The sequence below is a fragment of the Bradyrhizobium sp. HKCCYLS3070 genome (assembly GCF_051167575.1).
GTDB lineage: Bacteria > Pseudomonadota > Alphaproteobacteria > Rhizobiales > Xanthobacteraceae > Bradyrhizobium.
In genome coordinates this window covers 1-18619 of sequence record NZ_JBNPTI010000024.1, presented here as the reverse complement: position 1 = coordinate 18619, position 18619 = coordinate 1, and the positions used below count along the sequence as shown (strand labels likewise).

The following is an 18619-nucleotide window of genomic DNA, read 5'->3' as shown; positions in this document are numbered from 1 at the left end:
ACACCGGGTGGACGCTGATGCTGACGATGGATGTCGACGATGCAACCCGGCGCGCTGCGGCTGTGCCCGAGGCTGTGCTCATCGCGATCGATCAACTGTCGAAGACCTACGTCTCGGCCTCCGGCGCGGCGGTCCATGCGCTGAGCCGGATCTCGCTGGATATCAAGCCGGGCGAGTTCGTCTGTGTCGTCGGTCCCTCCGGCTGCGGCAAGAGCACCTTGCTGCGTCTGCTCGCGGGGCTTGATAGTTACAGCGACGGCCGGCTGCTGCTCGATGGCGAGGCCGTCGCCGGTCCCTCGCGCAAGGTCGGCGTCGTGTTCCAGGCGGCCAACCTGCTGCCGTGGATGACGGTGCGCGACAATGTCGGGCTGCCCTTGCGCGTCGGCGGCAAACATGCGCCGGCCGGCGATCGCATCGAGCAGCTGCTCGCCGTTACCGGTCTCGGCGATTTCGGCGACAAATATCCCTATGAGCTGTCCGGCGGCATGCAGCAGCGCGCCGGGATCTGCCGCGCGCTGGCGCGCGATCCCGAGATCCTGCTGATGGACGAGCCGTTCGGCGCGCTCGACGCACTGACGCGCGAGCGGCTGAACCTCGAGCTGCAGCGAATCTGGCAGGAGAACCGCAAGACCGTCCTGCTGATTACGCACTCGATCTCGGAAGCCATCTTCCTGGCCGACCGCGTCATCGTGATGTCGGCGCGTCCCGGCCGCATCCTTGCCGATCTCCACGTGCCGATCCCGCGGCAGCGCAGCTTCGACGACATCGTGCTGCATCCGGACTATGCGCGGCTTGCCAGGGAAGTTCGCGGGCTGCTCAATGCACAGGAGCACGGCCATGACTGATCTCGCCAACGTCGCCGTTTCAGCCCTGTCGCAGAAGCCCGCAAGCCCCCGGCGCCGCGTCAGCCTGGGCTCGCCGATCGCCTGGATCGGCCTCGCGGTGCTGATCCTGAGCTGGATCGCCGCGGTCAACCTGCTGAACATCCCGTCCTACATCCTGCCGAAGCCCGAAGCGGTCGTTCGTGCGTTGTGGTCCGGGCTCGCGGTCAGCCCGGCCAGCCCGCTCGGCTATTACCTGCCGCTGTGGAGCACGCTGAGCAACGCCGCCGCCGGCTGCGCCATCGGCGTCGGGCTCGGCCTCGTCATCGGCTCCTTGATGGCCGAGGTCGAAGCCATCGAGCGCCTGGTGATGCCCTATGCGTTCGCGCTGCAGAGCCTGCCCAAGGTGGCGATCGCGCCGCTGATCGTGATCTGGTTCGGCTTCGGTGACGGCTCGAAGGTCGCGATCTCGGCGCTGCTGTCGTTCTTCCCGGTGCTGATCAACAGCTTCACGGGGCTGCGCGCCGTCGAGCCCGAGCGTATCGACCTGATGCGCTCGCTGTCGGCCTCGCGCTTCGAGACCTACCGCATCGTCAAGCTGCCCAACGCCGCGCCCTTCATTTTCGCGGGCCTCGACATGGCGGTGGTCTATGCACTGCTCGGCGCGATCGTGGCCGAATTCCTCGGCGCCCAGCGTGGCATGGGGGTCGTCATCACGCAGGCGCAGGCGGTGTCGGACGTCGCCGGCGTGTTCGCCGCGCTGATCATTCTCGGCGTGCTCGGCATCGTGCTGCATGGGATCGTGCGCTGGTGCGAGGCCAAGGTCGTGCACTGGGGCGCCAACCGGAAAAAATAGGACCACAGGGAGGAACGAAGGATGGTTTCGCGCAGGTCATTCCTGAAGAGCAGTGCCGGCGCGGCGCTGCTGATGAGCGGCGCGCCGGCCGGCCTGATGGCGGCGGACGCGAAGAAGCTTCGCTTCGGCGTCGGGCTCAAGGCGCTCAACGCCACTATCATCAATTGCGTGATCGGCGAGGCGCTCGGCTACAACGCGCAGGAAGGGTTCTCGCTCGACGTCCAGGCGCTCGGCACCAATGCCAACGTCCAGGTCGCGACTGACCGGGGCTCCGTCTTCGTCGGCGTCGGCGTGCCGTCGACAGCGCTGCCGCTGCTCGCCAAGGGCGAATGGAGTGGCGCGAAACTGTTCTATCAATATACCTATCCGTACAAATGGGACATCGCCGTCCCGCCCGGCTCGGGGCTCAAGAGCTACACGGACCTCAAAGGCAAGAAGATCGGCGTGTCCGACTTCGGTGCCACCGAATATCCCGTCACCAAGAACGTGCTGAAGGCGCTGGGCCTGGATCCCGAGAAGGATGTGAGCTGGGTCGCGGTCGGCAACGGCACGCCGGCGGGCGTCGCCCTGCAGCGCGGCGTGATCGATGCGCTCGCTTATTTCGATACTGGCTTCGGCCAGATCGAGGCGGCCGGCATCGAGCTGGCCTATTTGCCGCGTCCGACCACGATCCCGATGGTCGGCGGCCAGTTCCTGATGGCGATGCCGCAGACGTTCGAGAAGGACAGGGATCTCCTGGTCGGCTTTGGCCGCTCGGTGTGCAAGGCGTCGCAATTCCTGCTCGCCAATCCGACCGCCGGCGCCAGGGCCTTTCTCAAGATGTACCCGGAGACGGCGCCGCGCGGTGCCAGCGAGGACGCGGCGGTCAAGGCCGTGCTGCAGTCGATCAGCCGCCGCATCAAGCTCTACGCGCCGCCCTATGCCGATACGAAGATGGGCGGGATCAACGAGCAAGAGTTCCGCACCGAGGCCGCGATGAACGGGCTGGACATCACGGACTATGCTGCGCTCTACACCAATGAGCTGATCGACAAGATCAACAATTTCGATGCAGTGAAGGTCAGGGCCGAGGCGGCTGCGTACAAGGGATGACGGCACAGGACCACGACAGCAGCTCGGGCCTTCGCCATGCGGTGGTGACCGGAACCAGCTCGGGCATCGGCCGCGCCATCGCCGAGCGTCTGCTGGCGGACGGCTGGCGCGTGACCGGCATCGACCGCGCGGCCTCGGTGCTGTCGCACGAACACTTCGGTGGCTTCGAGGCCGATCTCGCCGAACCGCAGACGCTGATCGCGCGCCTTGCTGACGTCGGCGCCGTGACCGCGCTGGTCCACGCCGCCGGCTACATGCGTGTCGGCCGTCTCGGCGAGTTGCAGGCCGAGAGCAGCGAAGGGATGTGGCGCGTCCATGTCGGCGCCGCGGAGGCGCTGGCCAATGCGCTGGCGCCGCGCCTGCGCGAAGGCGGGCGCATCGTACTGATCGGCAGCCGCACCGCCAATGGCGCGGCCGGCCGCAGCCAATACGCCGCGACCAAGGCGGCACTCACCGGCCTCGCGCGCTCCTGGGCGATCGAGCTGGCGCCGCGACTGATCACCGTCAACGTCGTCGCACCGGCTGCGACCGACACGCCGTTTCTGCGCGATCCCAGCCGCGCCGGCATCGCCCCGGTGCTGCCGCCGATGGGGCGCTACGTCGATCCGGTCGAGGTGGCTGCGCTCACCGCCTTCCTGCTGTTGCCGGAAGCGGGCGCCATCACCGGCCAGACCATCACCATCTGCGCAGGCGCCTCGCTCTGAAACGGCGCGTGCGACCCCGACCAGGAGAATGACCATGACCGTTCGTATCGTCGACGTCCGCGAGGTGACGAAGCCGATCTCGTCGCCGATCCGCAATGCCTATATCGACTTCACCAAGATGACGTCGAGCCTGGTCGCGGTCATCACCAATGTCGAGCGCAATGGCCGGCCCGTGGTCGGCTACGGCTTCAACTCCAACGGCCGCTACGGGCAGGGCGGCCTGATCCGCGAGCGTTTTCGCACGCGACTTCTGGAAGCTGATCCCACATCGTTGCTCGATGCCACCAAGGACAACATCGACCCGGACAAGGCCTGGGCGGCGATGATGATCAACGAGAAGCCCGGCGGCCACGGCGAGCGCTCGGTCGCGGTCGGCACGTTGGACATGGCGATCTGGGATGCGGTCGCCAAGATCGCCGACAAGCCGCTGTTCCGTCTGCTCGCGGAGCGGCACGGCCGCAAGGCCGAACCGCGCGTCTTCGTCTACGCTGCCGGCGGCTACTACTATCCCGGCAAGGATCTCTCGGCGCTGCGCCGCGAGATGTGCGGCTATCTCGAGCGTGGCTACACTGTCGTGAAGATGAAGATCGGCGGCGCGCCGATCGACGAGGACCGTCAGCGCATCGAGGCCGTGCTCGCCGAGATCGGCCCCAACAATCAGCTCGCGGTCGACGCCAATGGCCGCTTCGACCTGGAGACTGCGATCGCCTACGCCAAGATGCTGCGCGACTATCCGCTGTTCTGGTACGAGGAGGCGGGCGATCCGCTCGACTATCACCTGCAGGCGACGCTGGCCGATTTATATCCCGGCCCGATGGCCACCGGCGAGAACCTGTTCAGCCACCAGGACGCGCGCAACCTCATCCGCTACGGCGGCATGCGCCCCGATCGCGACTGGCTGCAGTTCGACTGCGCGCTGTCCTACGGCCTGTGCGAGTATCTGCGCACGCTCGACGTGCTCAGGACCTATGGCTGGTCGCCGTCGCGCTGCATCCCGCATGGCGGTCACCAGATGTCGCTCAACATTGCCGCCGGCCTCGGCCTCGGCGGCAATGAGAGCTATCCCGACCTGTTCCAGCCCTATGGCGGCTTCCCCGACGGCGTGAAGGTGACCGACGGCCACATCACGATGCCCGACCTCCCCGGCATCGGTTTCGAGGGCAAATCCGATCTCTATGCCGAGATGCGCGCGCTCAGCGCGTGAAGCTGAGCGGGGCGTCCGACGGCCGCCCCAGCGTCATTGCGAGCGCAGTGTTCAGCCCGGGGACATAGCTGACGGGTGTTCGGGGAGATGGTTGACACTTCAAAATCGGCTCGATTCGTCAAGCAGAGGGGCGAGCGATGCCGTGGCGAGAGGTGTCTGTCATGGACCAGCGACGAGAGTTTGTGATGCTTGCCAAGCAGGAAGGGGCGAACCGGCGGGAGCTGTGTCGGCGGTTCGGCATCAGCCCTCAGACGGGCTACAAATGGATCCAGCGGCATGACGCTGGGGACACGGCGCTGGCGGATCGGTCGCGGCGGCCTCATCGAAGTCCGGAGCGCACCGCGGCTGCGACCGAGCAGCAGATTGTCGCATTGCGCGATGCTCACCCGGCCTGGGGCGCGCGCAAGCTCGCACGGTGTCTTGAGCGTGATGGTCAAGCTGTCCCGGCGATATCCACCGTGCACACCATCCTGCGCCGCTACGATCGAGTGGTCGAGCCTGCAGGCACGCCCGGACAGCCCTACACGCGGTTCGAGAAGGATGCGCCCAATCAGCTGTGGCAGATGGACTTCAAGGGGCACAGTGCGCTGGAGAACGGTGTGTCCTGTCATCCGCTGACAGCGTTGGACGATCACTCCCGCTTCTCGTTGTGCCTGGCGGCTTGTGACAACGAGCGCGGCTCTACGGTCAAAGGACATTTGGAGACGACGTTCCGCCGTTATGGACTGCCGGATGCGATGTTCGTCGACAATGGTGGCCCCTGGGGATTTACCCTCGAAGACCCCTGGACCGCGTTGACGGTCTGGCTTCTGAAGCTCGGCGTTCGAACGATCCACAGCCGGCCCTACCATCCTCAGAGCCGCGGCAAGAACGAACGCTTCCACCGTAGTCTGAAGGCCGAGGTGTTTGCCTTCAGGCGCTACCGTGATCTTCCCGATGTCCAGCGGGCACTCGACGGATGGCGCTCCGTCTACAATCTCGACCGGCCGCACGAGGCCTTGAACTTCGACGTGCCGGCAAGCCGCTATCAACCGAGCCAACGTGCGATGCCAGACCGGCTTCCGATCGTCGAATACGACGAGGGTGAGAGCATCCGTTCCGTGTCGAGCACGAAGGCCTACGTCAGTTTCGAGGGGCGGCTCTGGAAAGTCCCGCAAGCCTTCCGAGGTGAGCGGCTGGCTATCCGGCCACTCAGTGCCGACGGAAAGTTCGGAATTTTCTTTGCCGCACATCAGATCGCAGCGATTGATCTGCGCGACCCCAAAACTGTCAACTATGTCCCCGAACAGGTGTAAGCTATGTCTCCGGGCTGAACAGCAGCGAAGCAATCCAGATGGTCTCCGCAGAGGGATTCTGGATTGCTTCGCTGCGCTCGCAATGACGGAGGAGAGAGGATCAGTTCCTTCAGCGACCTTTACGCAGGCGCGAGCCCATCAGGCACGTCCGCGCTCCATCGCACCCATCGCTGTCGTCCCGGGCAAGCCGCGATGGCGCGAAGCGACGGCGTGGCGCCGACCCGGGACCCATACCCCCAGGGAGATGTGATGGCGCGAGATGTGGGACCAGTCTTGTCCCTCAACGGCGGCGGTGGCTATGGATCCCTGCGTTTGCAGGGATGACAGCGCGGACTGCAGCAACGTCGAGGATCATCGTTGGCGCCCTACGCCTTCGCAGCCTTTGACGCCAGCGCGTCGGCGACCGCGGTGCGGATGTCGGCGATCGAGAACGGCTTGGTGATGACGTCGTGAGCGATCGCGCTGAGATTCGACGCCCGCTCGCGCTGATGGGCAAAGCCGGTCATCAGCAGGATGGTCAGGTCGGGAAAATCGCGTGCCGCGGACAGCGCCAGCGCGATGCCGTCCATGATGGGCATTTGGATGTCGGTCAGCAGCAGGTCGAAGGCGCCGGCCTCGCGCGTCAGGATGTCGAGCGCCTCGGCACCGTCCTGCGCCGTCACGATCTCATGTCCATCCATGGCAATGGCGCGCGCGACCAAGGTCCGCATCGAATCTTCGTCGTCGGCGATCAGCACGCGCGACATGTCGTTTCGTCTCCGTCTCGTGGGCCCCGCGGGCGACCCACGAGACCGGAACCATCATGCACTGCCGGCGGCGAGATCGCGCCGGTTGAAGAACCGTATATCGATATTGCGGCCTTCGGGAGGGGGCGAGGCGAGCCGCGACTTGAACGTCGTGCGCTCGCCGGGCTTGAGCGCGGTCTGCTCGAGCAGCGTGTTCCAGGCGTAGATCTCGGTGCCCTGCGCGTCACGGACGCTGAAGCGCAGCCGCGGCAGGTCGATCGATTTCTTCGTCAGGCTGACGATCGTCCCCTCGATCACCAGCACCGGCTTGCCGTCGACGGTTTCGGTCGCCACCTTCAGGTCCTTGAAGGTCAGGCCGCGCAGGTTCACCTCGAGCCCGACCAGCTTGTAGAACGAGGCCGTCTGCGGCAGCAGCCTGACAACGTCGGCGCGCCACACCACCAGCGCAATCGTGAGCGCCGCCATGGCGGCCGTCAGCACCGGCAGGTTCAACACCTTGTTGCCTGGGAAATCCGGCAACGTCGGGCGCCTGATGAGTTTGCGGAGACCGGCGAGGCGCGAAGCCCCGCTCTGCGCCGGCTGCGCGGCATCGGCCGTGTCGTCGTCGGGCTCGGCGAGGGCATCCTCGGGCCAGCCGGCAGCCAGTGGCGGACTTTCCACATCGGGCGTCCGTTCGTCGTCGTCTTCCTGGCGCGCGAGGGCTTCCCACTCGTCGGCCGCGTCACGGGGCGCGGCCGCCGCGCCGGCCTCCGCCATGGCAGGCATGGGGGCGGGCGCCTCGACCGCATCCTCCGGTCGTGCCAGCCAGACCTCCTTGCAACGGGAACAGCGTACGTTGCGGCCAGCCATACCCAGGGTTGCCACGTCGATGGCATAAGATGTCGTACAATGAGGGCAAACGATGAACATCGCGCCTGTTCTCCAACGGCCATTGCCGCTTTGTTTCCGACAGTTCGTGCTACAAGGACCGCCATGTCGACGAACATCGGAACTCAATCGCGCCAATGGTACACGGCGACCGTTAACGAACCGGAAACCATAACGGGCGCTCAATCGGGCCATCGTACCGCTGAGCTTGGAGCGTGCGGGTCTGCCGCGCACGCGGTCGAACGGAGCTGACGCTTTGGTTCGGTTCGAAAATGTTGGGCTGCGCTATGGATTGGGGCCGGAGATTCTCCGTGACCTCAGTTTCCAGATTCCGGCCCATTCCTTCCAGTTCCTCACCGGCCCGTCGGGCGCGGGCAAGACCTCGCTGCTCAAGCTGTTGTTTCTGTCGCTGCGGCCGACCCGCGGCCTGGTCAATCTGTTCGGCTACGATATCTCGCTGCTCAGCAAAGAGGAGATCGCCGATCTGCGCAAGCGCATCGGCATCGTGCTGCAGGACTTCCGGCTGCTCGATCACATGACGACCTATGAGAACGTGGCGCTGCCGTTTCGCGTCATGGGGCGGGATGAATCGAGCTACCGCAAGGAGGTCATCGACCTCCTGAAATGGGTCGGCCTTGGCGAGCGCATGGACGCGCTGCCGCCGATCCTGTCGGGTGGTGAGAAGCAGCGCGCGGCGATCGCGCGCGCCGTGATCTCGCGGCCGCAACTGCTGCTCGCGGACGAGCCGACCGGCAACGTCGATCCGACGCTCGGGCGCCGCCTGCTGCGGCTGTTCATCGAATTGAACCGCTCGGGGACGGCGGTCATCATCGCAACCCATGACATCACGCTGATGGACCAATACGAGGCCCGCCGGCTGGTGCTGCATCAGGGACGATTGCACATCTATGAGTAGCGTAGACGATCGCGGCCTCCTGGTCGATCTCGGCGACGACCGCCCGCAACTGCCGGCGCAGGCCCGCATCGTGTCGCCGATCGTGCCGCGCGCCTCGATCGCCGGCCGCGCGCTGGTCGCCGTGGTGGCGATCATGACCTTCCTGGCCTCGATCACGACCGGCGGCGTGCTGCTGGTCAGCGAGTCCGCGGCCGAGTGGCAGTCGGAGGTTTCGAGCGAGATCACCGTCCAGGTTCGCCCCAAGACCGGCCGGGACATCGAGCGCGACATTGCCCTGGTGACGGAGGCGATGCGGGCGCAGTCCGGAATCGTCGAGGTCCGGCCGTTCACCAAGGAGGAATCCAGCAAGCTGCTGGAGCCGTGGCTCGGCAGCGGCCTGTCGTTCGACGAGCTTCCGGTGCCGCGCGTCATCATCGCGCGCGTCCAGCCCGGCACCAGCTTCGATCTCAACGCGCTGCGCAGCCGCGTGACCCAGGTTGCGCCGACCGCCAGCGTGGACGACCACCGCGCCTGGATCGAGCGCATGCGCTCGATGACAGGCGCGACGCTTTTCGCAGGCTTCGGCATTCTGGTGCTGGTGATCGCGGCCACCATCATCTCGGTGTCGTTCGCGACCCGCGGCGCGATGGCCGCGAACCGGCCGATCGTCGAGGTGCTGCATTTCGTCGGCGCCGGCGACCGCTACATCGCCAATCACTTCCTGCGGCATTTTCTGCAGCTCGGACTGGAGGGGGGCGTGATCGGTGGCGGCCTTGCGATGCTCGGATTCGGGTTCTCGGAGTCGATCGCCAACTGGTTCTCCGGCACTCCCGTCGGCGATCAGTTCGCGGCGTTGCTGGGGACATTCTCGCTGCGCCCGCTCGGCTATGTCGCGATCGCGCTGCAGGCCGTGGTGATCGCCGCGGTGACCGGCTGGGCCGCACGCCGGACCCTGTTCACGACCCTGGCGAGCATCGACTGATGGCGGCTTCTATCCCCAGCCGTCTCGTTGCGGATTTCACTTGGCCCGAAAACCGCCTAAAATCGTCTGCGCCGGGGTGAGGCAGGACGGGGTGAGCTGGGTCACGAACACGGCGGAGGTCGCGCGCCAGGATCGGCGGCGAGCGAACGTGATCGGGAGGCCGGCGAAACCTGCCTGCGTTCCCGGACTTGAACGACGGGATCGCGCGACGGCATGGCGCCGCGCGCAGGCAGGCAAGGACAAGCCAGGCGTTGCATGGAGCCGGAGACTGACCATAGCAGGCGAAAGCTGCCGCTCACCGTGGCGGTGTGGCGGACGCTCGCGGGCGCCGTGGCGACGCTCGGGGTCGGCTTCTTCGTCGCGGCGGTCGGCTTCGTCGGCTTCCTCTCGCAATTGCGGGGCGCCGAGATCCAGCCCGAGCGCAAGGCGGACGGAATCGTGGTCCTGACCGGCGGCTCGTCACGCGTATCGGACGCGGTGGAACTCCTGGCGGGAGGCTATGGCCGGCGGCTGCTGATCTCCGGTGTGCACCCGACCAACGAGGCCAGCGACATCACCCGGTCGCTGCCCGAGGCGCGATCATTCATCAACTGCTGCGTCGATCTGGATTATTCGGCGATCAATACCCGCAGCAACGCCGCGCAGACGCGGCGATGGGCGAGCGAGCGCGGCTTCAAGTCGCTGATCGTCGTGACGTCGAACTATCACATGCCGCGGGCCATCGTCGAACTGTCGCATGCGATGCCGAGCATGGATCTCATTCCCTATGCGGTCGTCGGCGAGAAATGGCGCGACGAGCCGTGGTGGACCAGCGCGCCGACGGTGCGACTTCTGCTGTCCGAATATGCCAAATATGTCGCCGCCGAGATGCGGCTGCGGCTGGCCGATCTCGGCCTCGATCTCGCGCCCGAGTTCGATCCGCCAACCGGCTCGGTGTCGCGCCGACCGACGACGGCGCAAGCCAATTGAACTGGGTTTCTGATGGTCTCGATCTTCCTGCGTTCGCTGCTGTTCAACATCCTGTTCTACCCGAACTTCGTGCTCTGGGCGTTGATCGCGTTGCCGACCCTGGCTATGCCCCGCAAGGCGCTGCTGCGCGTCGCCAACTGGTGGGCGCAGAGCAACATCTTGTTGATGCGCGTCGTCTGCAACATCCGCGTCGAATATCGCGGCGTCGAGAAGATCCCGAAGGGGCCGCTGATCGTCGCCGCCAAGCATCAGTCGATGTGGGAGACGATCTCGCTGCTGCATTTCTTCGATGCGCCGTTCTTCGTTCTCAAGCGCGAGCTGCTGCGGATTCCCTTGTTCGGACAGTATCTCGTCAAGGCGGACATGATCGCGATCGACCGCAGCTCCGGCGCCCGCGCGTTGAAGCAGGTGATGCGGCGGGCGGCAGAGGAGGTGAAGCACGGCCGTCAGTTTGTGATCTTCCCGGAAGGCACCCGGCGTCCGGCGGGCGCACCGCCGGACTACAAGGGCGGCGTCGGCCTGATCTACACGGATTGCGGCGTACCCTGCCTGCCGGTGGCCCTGAATTCGGGTCTGTTTTGGCCACGCCGCACATTTCTGCGCTATCCGGGCACGCTCGTCGTGGAGTTTCTCGATCCGCTGCCGCCTGGCCTGCCGCGCGATGAGTTCATGGCGCGGATTCAGAGCGTCATCGAAGAGGCGACCGGCCGGCTCGTCGCCGCGGGGCAGGCGGAACAGGCGCAGTTGTTTGGCCGGGTGCCGGCGCCGGTGAAGGCTTGAGGGCTATGTCTTGCTTGGCGCAGGATGCAGCGAGTGGCCGTCATCGTGCAGCATCGTCGCCAGCCGATGCAACTGCGCGTCGCGAAAGCCCTGCGCCTCGATCGCCTTCACGGTCGAGATCACGTAGTCGCGATTGGCGCCGGACTGGCCGTGACCCTGGCGCACATGGCGCAACTGCTCCTGTGGCGACAGCCGGCCTGCATATTGCACGTGGCCGCGATCGACCACGTAGACCAGCGCGCTCACCCGCTCGCGCGCGTCGTTTTCAAGCCAAACCGAGCGCGTCACTTCGCGATATACCGAGGTTACCTGCTCACGCGCCCGCAAATAGGCGATGGTCTCGTCGCGCTTGTCTGCTGCCACCCGGAACGCAATGCCGCGACACGCGCCGCCGCGATCGAGACCGAGCACGAGGCCCGGCTTCTCCGGCGTTCCGCGGTGGACGAACGAATACACACAGAGCGCGCGATGCTCGCCGATCAGCCGCGCCGGCACCTGCTCGAGAAAAGCGAATCCGGGCCGCCACATCAGCGAGCCGTAGCCGAAGACCCAGAGATCGCCGTGGGGAAGGTCGCGTTCGGAGAGGGTCATTGCGGACATCAATGCGGAAGCCTAAGTGTGATGCTCGCGAATTGTTAATTTAGATACACAATCCGTGATCGCCGAATTGCCAAAATTGCTGCCCAAAGGGTGTCCTGCATGTCTCGTTTGCCGCAAGCGCGCCGCAGGCGCTCTCGTTGGGGGCTCTTCATAGCTCCCGTTCTGCTCCTGATCGCCGCTGTTGCGTGGAGCGCATTCTGGTTCTTCGCCGCTTCGCAAGTGGATGTCCAGGCCGACGCTTGGCGTGCGCGCGAAGCAAAATCGGGACGCGTCTATGACTGCGCGAAGCGCTCGGTCGCCGGCTTCCCGTTCCGGCTCGAGGTTCGCTGCACGGATCCGAGCGTGGCCCTGTTCTCGCAGGCCGCGGGCACGCCTTTGATGAATGCCAGGCTCGACGAGATCCTCGTCGTCGCCCAGGTGTGGGACCCGAAGCGGCTCATCGCGGAGTTCAAGGGACCCGCTATGATCGCCGACGGTCGCGGACCCGCCTCGTTCTCCGTGAACTGGCGCGTCGGTGAGGCCAGCGTCCGCGGTCTGCCGGGGTTGCCGCAGCGCGCCGACCTCGTGTTCGAACAACCGACCATCGACCGCATCGAGGGCGGGACAGCCGTGCCCGCCGCGCGCGCCGATCACGTCGAGTTGCACGGCCGCTTCGCCGACGGCACGCCGTCCGACCATCCGGTGCTGGAGACTGCGCTGCAGATCGAAAGCGGCAGCATCCAAGGCAGCCATCCTCTGCTTGCCGAACCGTTCAATACCGACATCCAGGCCCGCGTCACGGGTCTCAAGGACTTCCGGCCCAAACCCTGGCCGGAGCGGTTTCGCGAGATCCAGGCGGCGGGCGGTCATGTCGAGATCGTCCAGTCGCGCATCCAGCAGGGCGAGCTGCTGGCCGTTGCGTCGGGCACGCTCAGCCTGACCGCCAATGGCGGCATTGATGGCGAAGTGCAAATGACGGTGGCCGGGATCGAAAAGGTCATTCCGGCGCTCGGTCTCGACAAGATGCTCGAAAACGGCGTGCCGCAGGGGACGCTCGATCGCGTAGCGCCGGGTGTGAAGTCGCAGGACGTCAACAACCTGCTCGGTGCGCTCGACCGCGCCATTCCCGGCCTCGGCAAGGTCGTCAAGCAGAACGCCAATGTCGGCGTCGCGCTCGGTATCAATGCGCTCGGCAAGGAGGCCACCCTCGAAGGGCGCAAGGCGCGGACCTTCCCGTTGCGCTTCTCCGATGGCGTCGTCGTGCTCGGTCCGTTCAAGGTCGCCCGCGTCCCGCCGCTGTTCTGACCTCAGCTCTTCTTCAACTGCGGCAGCGGCCGGCCGAAGTCCGGCGCCGCCGAATCCTGGCCGATATCGACGATGCCGCGGCGGATCGCACGGGTGCGGGTGAAGTGATCGAACAGCGCATCGCCGTCGCCGCGGCGGATCGCCCGCGTCAGCTTGGAGAGGTCCTCGGTGAAGGTGCCGAGCATGTCGAGCACCGCATCCTTGTTGCTCAGGAAGATGTCGCGCCACATCGTCGGGTCGGAGGCGGCGATGCGGGTGAAATCGCGAAAGCCGCCGGCCGAGAACTTGATCACCTCGGACTCCGTGACCTGCGCCAGCTCGTCGGCGGTGCCGACGATGGTGTAGGCGATCAGATGCGGCAGATGGCTGGTGATCGCGAGCACGCGGTCGTGGTGATCCGGCGTCATGATCTCGACCTTGGCGCCGAGCGCCGCCCAGAACGCGCGGAGACGATCGATCGCGTCGGCATCCACACCGTCGGGTGGCGTCAGGATGCACCAGCGGTTGATGAACAGCTCGGCGAAACCAGAATCCGGTCCCGAATTCTCGGTGCCGGCGACCGGATGCGCCGGCACGAAATGAACATGCGCTGGCAGATGCGGCGCCATGTCGCGAACGATGGCGCCCTTCACGGAGCCGACGTCGGAGACGATGGCTCCGGGCTTCAGGTGCGGCGCGATCTCGGCCGCGACCGGACCGCACGCGCCGACGGGAATGCAGAGGATGACGAGGTCGGCATCCTTGACCGCCTCCGCATTACTCGCCACGACGCGGTCGACGAGGCCGAGTTCGGCGACGCGCGCGCGCGTCTTTTCCGAGCGCGCGGTGGTGACGATCTCGCCGGCCACGCCCTGCAGCCGCGCCGCCCGCGCGATCGAGCCGCCGATCAGGCCGAAGCCGATCAGCGCGATGCGTTCGAACCGCCCCGCGACGCTCATTTCGCCCTCATGAATTCGCTGAGAGCCTCCACGAACAGACGATTGGCTTCCTCGGTGCCGATCGTCATGCGCAGCGCGTTCGGCAGCTTGTAGTTGGCGAGCGCGCGCAGCACGAGGCCGCGCCGGGTCAGGAATGCGTCGGCCTCGACCGCGGTCTTGCCCTTGTCGGTCGGGAAGTGGATCAGGATGAAATTGGTGACGCTCGGCGTCACCTTCAGCCCGAGCTTGCCGATCTCCTCGGTCAGCCAGTTGCGCCACGTTTCCGTGTGCGTCTTCGACATCTGCTGATGCGCGGTGTCCTCGATCGCGGCGACCGCGGCGAGCATCGCCGGCGAGGAGACGTTGAACGGCCCACGGATTCGGTTGATCGCATCGACGATGTGCGCCGGGCCGAACATCCAGCCGACACGGAGCGCCGCGAGGCCGTGGATCTTGGAAAAGGTATGAGTGACGACCGTGTTCTCGGTCGTCGCCACCAGCTCGAGCCCGAACTCGTAGTCATTGCGCGAAACGTAGTCGGCATAGGCGGCGTCGAGCACCAGCAGGACATGCGACGGCAGGCCGGCACGCAGCCGCTTGACCTCGTCGAACGGGATGTAGGTGCCGGTCGGGTTGTTCGGGTTGGCGAGCCAGACCAGCTTGGTGCGCGGCGTCACCGCGGCAAGGATGGCGTCGACATCGGTGCGATACTCCGTCTCCGCGGCAACCACGTTCCTGGCGCCGCAGGCCATGGTCGCGATCGGATAGACCAGGAAGCCGTGCGCGGTGGAGATCGCCTCGTCGCCTTGGCCGAGAAAGGTGTGTGCCAGCAGATTGAGGATCTCGTCGGAGCCGGCGCCGCAGACGATGCGGTCGGGATCGAGGCCGTAGGTGCGGCCGATCGCCTCGCGCAGCACCCGGGAAGTCCCTTCCGGATAATCTTCCAGATGCGTGGCCGCGCTCTTGAACGCCTCGATCGCCCTCGGCGAGGGACCAAACGGGGTCTCATTAGCCGACAGCTTGAAAACCTTGCGGCCAGGCTCCGGCTTGGGACTCTTGCCCGGCGTGTAGGGCGCGATGTCGAGGATGCCGGGGTTCGGCACGGGGCGGTTCATCATCAACTCCGGAAAATCATCACTGGCGCGAGGCGTCTCAGCTCGGAACCGTATAGCGTTTCGCATGGCCGCCGACGAGGGCCGTCGAGCGGACCGAGGCGCCCGCCGCGATCAGGGCAGCCTTGATCTTGTCGAGGTTCGACGGCGCCTCGATCGACACCAGCAGCGCGGCGCCGTCGAAGGCGGTATCGGGCACTGCGACCACGTCGGCCAGCGGCGACAGCGCGCGCGACACCTGCGCATTCCAGCCGGAGACGCGGATGCTCCAGGTCTCGACCTCCAGCACGAGCGCGTCGTCGGCGACCCGCGACACCGCGAACACCGGCAGCGCCGCCGGATGGTCGGCACGCTCGATGAACGGCATCCGGGCGATGATCTTCGGCGCGCCCACGGGCTCGAGCGTGATCCACCACGGCGTATGCCCCGATGTCGTCGACACCAGCGCAAGATCGCCCTTCGAGCGCGCCACGGCTTCGACGGCGGCCTGGGCGCTGAAATGGGCGACATAAGGCACCACGAAGCCGAAATGGAACCTGGCGGAATCGCGCATCGCGGATTCGCCGACCGACACGTCGGCGTGAACCGAGAACGGCGCCTGCACGTAAGTGAACGTCGAGACGATCACGCGCCAGATGCCCTCGACGGTGTCGAGCGGCAGGATGCCGCGATGGCGCTGCACCAGGCGCCGCATCATGTCGGCCTCTCGCGCCGGCCGGAATGCCGAGCCGACCTCCTGGGTCTTCTTGACCTTGATCAGCCGGTCGATGATGTCGGCCCTGTTCATCAGGAGCTGATGGACCTGCTCGTCGATCGCGTCGATCTCCTTGCGCAAATCGGCAAGCGAAGGCGGGGCAGGCGGTGGGTTGGACATGGGCTGGTCACTCTTCGCAGGCCACCGGTTAACGTGCGGCCGACTGGAACGGATGTCGTTCTCTCCGATGCGGGAGACGCGCGCAACAGCAAGTTTACCTTGTGCCGCCTAGGCTTGGCTGGTTTGCAGCCGTGGGGCGCCCGATCGGCGGTCAACCCCAGCTTGCCTTGACGCGGAGCGCCCGCGGGACTAGTTTCTGCCTGTTCCGTGGTCATTTGAGCCGGCCGGCTTGCAGCCACGTTAAAAAACTCGCTAAACAGGCCGGGGACGTTATCGATCCCGGCCGAACCCCAGTTCAGGCCGGGTTTTTCATGGCCTGATATGTCACGTGGTTCGGGAGCCCTTGCCGGATGGCCGGGGTGAGAGACATGACAGGCCTGACGCCGAAACCCACCTCCGCGCTGCGCACGATTGCGCCCGAAGAGCGCTCGCACGAGGTCGATCATCCGAGCTCGCTGGTCGCGCAGTTCGGCGCTGACAAGCCGCTCAGGCTCGATTGCGGCGTCGACCTGTCGCCGTTCCAGATCGCCTACCAGACCTATGGCGAACTCAACGCCGACAGGTCCAACGCGGTCCTGGTCTGCCACGCCCTGACCGGCGACCAGCACGTCGCCAACCGCCATCCCGTCACCGGCAAGCCCGGCTGGTGGGAGACGCTGGTCGGCCCTGGCCGCCCGCTCGACCCGAGCCGTTATTTCATCATCTGCTCGAACGTGATCGGCGGCTGCATGGGCTCGACCGGCCCGGCCTCGCTGAATCCCGCCACCGGCAAGGTGTGGGGGCTCGATTTCCCGATCATCACCATCCCCGACATGGTGCGCGCGCAGGCGATGCTGATCGATCATCTCGGCATCGACACGTTGTTCGCCGTGGTTGGCGGCTCGATGGGCGGCATGCAGGCGCTGCAATGGACAGTGGCCTATCCCACCCGCGTGTTCGCCAATCTCGCGATCGCCTGCGCCACCCGGCACTCGGCGCAGAACATCGCCTTCCACGAGCTCGGCCGCCAGGCCGTGATGGCCGATCCCGACTGGGACCACGGCCGCTACGGCGACAAGGGCACTCATCCGCATCGCGGCCTCGCGGTGGCACGGATGGCCGCGCATATCACTTATCTGTCGGATGCCGCCCTGCATCGCAAGTTCGGCCGCCGCATGCAGGACCGCGAACTGCCGACGTTCTCGTTCGACGCCGATTTCCAGGTCGAGAGCTATCTGCGCTATCAGGGCTCGTCCTTCGTCGAGCGCTTCGACGCCAACTCCTATCTCTATCTGACGCGGGCGATGGACTATTTCGACATCGCCGTCGATCATGACGGCGTGCTGGCGGCGGCGTTCCGCGGCATCAAGACCCGCTTCTGCGTGGTGTCCTTCACCAGCGACTGGCTGTTTCCGACCGCGGAATCGCGGGCGCTGGTGCATGCGCTCAATGCCTCCAGCGCGCGGGTGTCGTTCGCGGAGATCGAGACCGACAAGGGGCACGACGCGTTCCTGCTCGACGTCCCCGAGTTCTTCGAGATCGCCAGCGCCTTTCTCGATTCCGCCGGCAAGGCGCGCGGCCTCAACGCCGCGAACGGAGGCTGAGCCATGAGCATGCAGGGCGTGTTGCCGCTGAACGGCTTTTCCGGCGGCGAGGTGCTGGCCTATCGGCCGGATCATCTGCTGGTCGCCGGCATGGTCGAGCGCGACTCCAAGGTGCTCGACATCGGCTGCGGCGACGGCGATCTCTTGCAGCTGCTGGAGAGCCGCGGCATCGACGGCCGCGGCATCGAGCTGTCGCGCGAGGGCGTCAATCATTGCGTCGCCAAGGGGCTCGCGGTGGTGCAGGGCGACGCCGACACCGATCTCGTCGACTATCCCGACGATGCGTTCGACTATGTGATCCTGTCGCAGACCTTGCAGGCGACGCGGCAGCCCAAGGTCGTGCTGGAGAATCTGCTGCGCATCGGCCGTCGCGCCATCGTCACCTTTCCGAATTTCGGCTTCTGGCGGCTGCGCCTGCAACTGCTCGTCGGCGGCCACATGCCGCGAACCGACAATCTGCCCTTCACCTGGTACGACACGCCGAACATCCATTTCTGCACCATCAAGGACTTCGTGCAGCTCTGCGATGAGATCGGCGTCAAGATGGAGCGCGCCGTCGCGCTTGATAGTTACGGCCGTCCCTTGCGCGTCGCGATGCCCTGGTGGTTCTGGAACATGTTCGGCGAGCAGGGCGTGTTCCTGCTGAGCAGGGCGGAGAAGGGGCGGTAGAGCGCGCTCGCTGCTGCAGCGGGGCGCGGTCTAAGTTGATGGCTCGCTCTCTCCACGTCATGGCCGGGACAAGCCCGGCCATGACGAGCTTGGGGTTGGCGGTTTTTACTTTTCAAAGAGCCGAGAGCGGTTGATACAAAGTGCTGCGTTCCCGCGGTGCGTCTACACCCGAGCTTTGCATTAGTCCTGCCTCCGATAACGAAGAGGCGCAGGGAAGGCCGGATGCTGGCCGCACCCATGGCCCGCCTGCGGAAAAAATGCAGGCGGCAGGAACCACAGGTACGAGCCGGAACACCGGCGGATTCAATTGGTCGTCGCAACACTCGATGAGGAGGTTGCGATGGGCATTCGAAAGAAACGGTCAACGCG

At 65.9% G+C, this 18619-nt stretch carries 19 protein-coding genes and 1 riboswitch; of the genes, 13 read left to right on the top strand and 6 right to left on the bottom strand.

The annotated features are described in order from the left end of the window. Window positions 1-17 precede the first annotated feature (17 nt). The 6 genes from ACQR03_RS33000 (at window position 18) to ACQR03_RS32975 (ending at window position 5972) form a co-directional block, all read left to right on the top strand. Window positions 18-845: an ABC transporter ATP-binding protein gene (locus ACQR03_RS33000; protein ID WP_315718118.1), complete on the top strand. Its 828-nt coding sequence runs from the start codon at window positions 18-20 to the stop codon at window positions 843-845. Then, entirely contained in the window at window positions 838-1677 is an 840-nt protein-coding gene (locus ACQR03_RS32995; RefSeq protein ID WP_315718117.1) for an ABC transporter permease, read from the top strand. The genes ACQR03_RS33000 and ACQR03_RS32995 overlap by 8 nt, the downstream gene beginning before the upstream one ends. Before the next feature lie 21 nt (window positions 1678-1698). After that, window positions 1699-2769 carry an ABC transporter substrate-binding protein gene (locus ACQR03_RS32990; protein WP_315718116.1) on the top strand — a complete coding sequence of 357 codons (1071 nt, stop codon included), beginning with the start codon at window positions 1699-1701 and terminating at the stop codon, window positions 2767-2769. Continuing rightward, the gene (locus ACQR03_RS32985) at window positions 2766-3473 is read left to right on the top strand and encodes an SDR family NAD(P)-dependent oxidoreductase (protein WP_315718115.1); all 708 of its coding nucleotides are present in this window, start codon (window positions 2766-2768) and stop codon (window positions 3471-3473) included. Before ACQR03_RS32990 ends, ACQR03_RS32985 begins: the two co-directional genes overlap by 4 nt. 34 nt (window positions 3474-3507) lie before the next feature. Continuing rightward, window positions 3508-4677 carry a mandelate racemase/muconate lactonizing enzyme family protein gene (locus ACQR03_RS32980; protein ID WP_316187397.1) on the top strand — a complete coding sequence of 390 codons (1170 nt, stop codon included), beginning with the start codon at window positions 3508-3510 and terminating at the stop codon, window positions 4675-4677. 137 nt (window positions 4678-4814) lie between these two features. Beyond that, complete coding sequence (locus ACQR03_RS32975; RefSeq protein WP_315759740.1) at window positions 4815-5972, top strand: IS481 family transposase; 1158 nt, start codon at window positions 4815-4817, stop codon at window positions 5970-5972. A gap of 365 nt (window positions 5973-6337) precedes the next feature. Here ACQR03_RS32975 and ACQR03_RS32970 read toward each other — a convergent pair whose 3' ends face one another. Both ACQR03_RS32970 and ACQR03_RS32965 read right to left on the bottom strand, forming a co-directional pair. Further along, the gene (locus ACQR03_RS32970; RefSeq protein ID WP_315718112.1) at window positions 6338-6718 is read right to left on the bottom strand and encodes a response regulator; all 381 of its coding nucleotides are present in this window, start codon (window positions 6716-6718) and stop codon (window positions 6338-6340) included. Window positions 6719-6772: 54 nt separating this feature from the next. Continuing rightward, on the bottom strand, window positions 6773-7627 hold the full coding sequence (locus ACQR03_RS32965) for an MJ0042-type zinc finger domain-containing protein (RefSeq protein ID WP_434841583.1): 855 nt from the start codon (window positions 7625-7627) through the stop codon (window positions 6773-6775). 214 nt (window positions 7628-7841) lie between these two features. Here ACQR03_RS32965 and ftsE point away from each other — a divergent pair, with 214 nt between their 5' ends. The 4 genes from ftsE (at window position 7842) to ACQR03_RS32945 (ending at window position 11211) form a co-directional block, all read left to right on the top strand. Continuing rightward, complete coding sequence (gene ftsE / locus ACQR03_RS32960; protein ID WP_006615648.1) at window positions 7842-8501, top strand: cell division ATP-binding protein FtsE; 660 nt, start codon at window positions 7842-7844, stop codon at window positions 8499-8501. Continuing rightward, window positions 8494-9462, top strand: coding sequence for a cell division protein FtsX (locus ACQR03_RS32955; RefSeq protein WP_316186161.1), 969 nt, complete (start codon window positions 8494-8496; stop codon window positions 9460-9462). The genes ftsE and ACQR03_RS32955 overlap by 8 nt, the downstream gene beginning before the upstream one ends. Window positions 9463-9717: 255 nt before the next feature. Then, window positions 9718-10431 (top strand): YdcF family protein, encoded by a 714-nt coding sequence (locus tag ACQR03_RS32950; protein WP_315718108.1) that lies wholly within the window; start codon window positions 9718-9720, stop codon window positions 10429-10431. A 12-nt stretch (window positions 10432-10443) separates the two neighbouring features. Then, entirely contained in the window at window positions 10444-11211 is a 768-nt protein-coding gene (locus tag ACQR03_RS32945; RefSeq protein ID WP_315718107.1) for a lysophospholipid acyltransferase family protein, read from the top strand. 3 nt (window positions 11212-11214) lie between these two features. On the opposite strand, the gene ACQR03_RS32940 is transcribed toward ACQR03_RS32945, so the two are convergent. Then, a complete protein-coding gene (locus ACQR03_RS32940) occupies window positions 11215-11811 on the bottom strand; it encodes a gamma-glutamylcyclotransferase (protein ID WP_409977989.1) in 597 nt (198 codons plus the stop codon). Between the two features lie 99 nt (window positions 11812-11910). Between ACQR03_RS32940 and ACQR03_RS32935 the strand changes: the two genes are divergently transcribed. After that, complete coding sequence (locus ACQR03_RS32935; protein ID WP_315826643.1) at window positions 11911-13095, top strand: DUF2125 domain-containing protein; 1185 nt, start codon at window positions 11911-11913, stop codon at window positions 13093-13095. Between the two features lie 2 nt (window positions 13096-13097). On the opposite strand, the gene ACQR03_RS32930 is transcribed toward ACQR03_RS32935, so the two are convergent. The 3 genes from ACQR03_RS32930 to ACQR03_RS32920 are packed head-to-tail and all read right to left on the bottom strand — an operon-like array spanning window position 13098 to window position 15998. Then, window positions 13098-14033 (bottom strand): prephenate/arogenate dehydrogenase family protein, encoded by a 936-nt coding sequence (locus tag ACQR03_RS32930; protein WP_315753824.1) that lies wholly within the window; start codon window positions 14031-14033, stop codon window positions 13098-13100. After that, window positions 14030-15127, bottom strand: a complete 1098-nt coding sequence (gene hisC, locus ACQR03_RS32925; RefSeq protein ID WP_316176006.1) for a histidinol-phosphate transaminase — start codon at window positions 15125-15127, stop codon at window positions 14030-14032. The genes ACQR03_RS32930 and hisC overlap by 4 nt, the downstream gene beginning before the upstream one ends. 37 nt (window positions 15128-15164) lie before the next feature. Beyond that, window positions 15165-15998 (bottom strand): chorismate mutase, encoded by an 834-nt coding sequence (locus ACQR03_RS32920; protein WP_315718102.1) that lies wholly within the window; start codon window positions 15996-15998, stop codon window positions 15165-15167. A 197-nt stretch (window positions 15999-16195) separates the two neighbouring features. Continuing rightward, a riboswitch (SAM riboswitch) is annotated at window positions 16196-16275 on the top strand. A gap of 91 nt (window positions 16276-16366) precedes the next feature. On the opposite strand from ACQR03_RS32920, the gene metX reads away from it, so the two are divergent. Together metX and metW are read left to right on the top strand one after the other, a co-directional pair. Continuing rightward, window positions 16367-17581 carry a homoserine O-acetyltransferase MetX gene (gene metX / locus ACQR03_RS32915; RefSeq protein ID WP_434841574.1) on the top strand — a complete coding sequence of 405 codons (1215 nt, stop codon included), beginning with the start codon at window positions 16367-16369 and terminating at the stop codon, window positions 17579-17581. A 3-nt stretch (window positions 17582-17584) separates the two neighbouring features. Beyond that, on the top strand, window positions 17585-18250 hold the full coding sequence (metW, locus tag ACQR03_RS32910; protein WP_315718100.1) for a methionine biosynthesis protein MetW: 666 nt from the start codon (window positions 17585-17587) through the stop codon (window positions 18248-18250). Window positions 18251-18619: the final 369 nt, after the last annotated feature.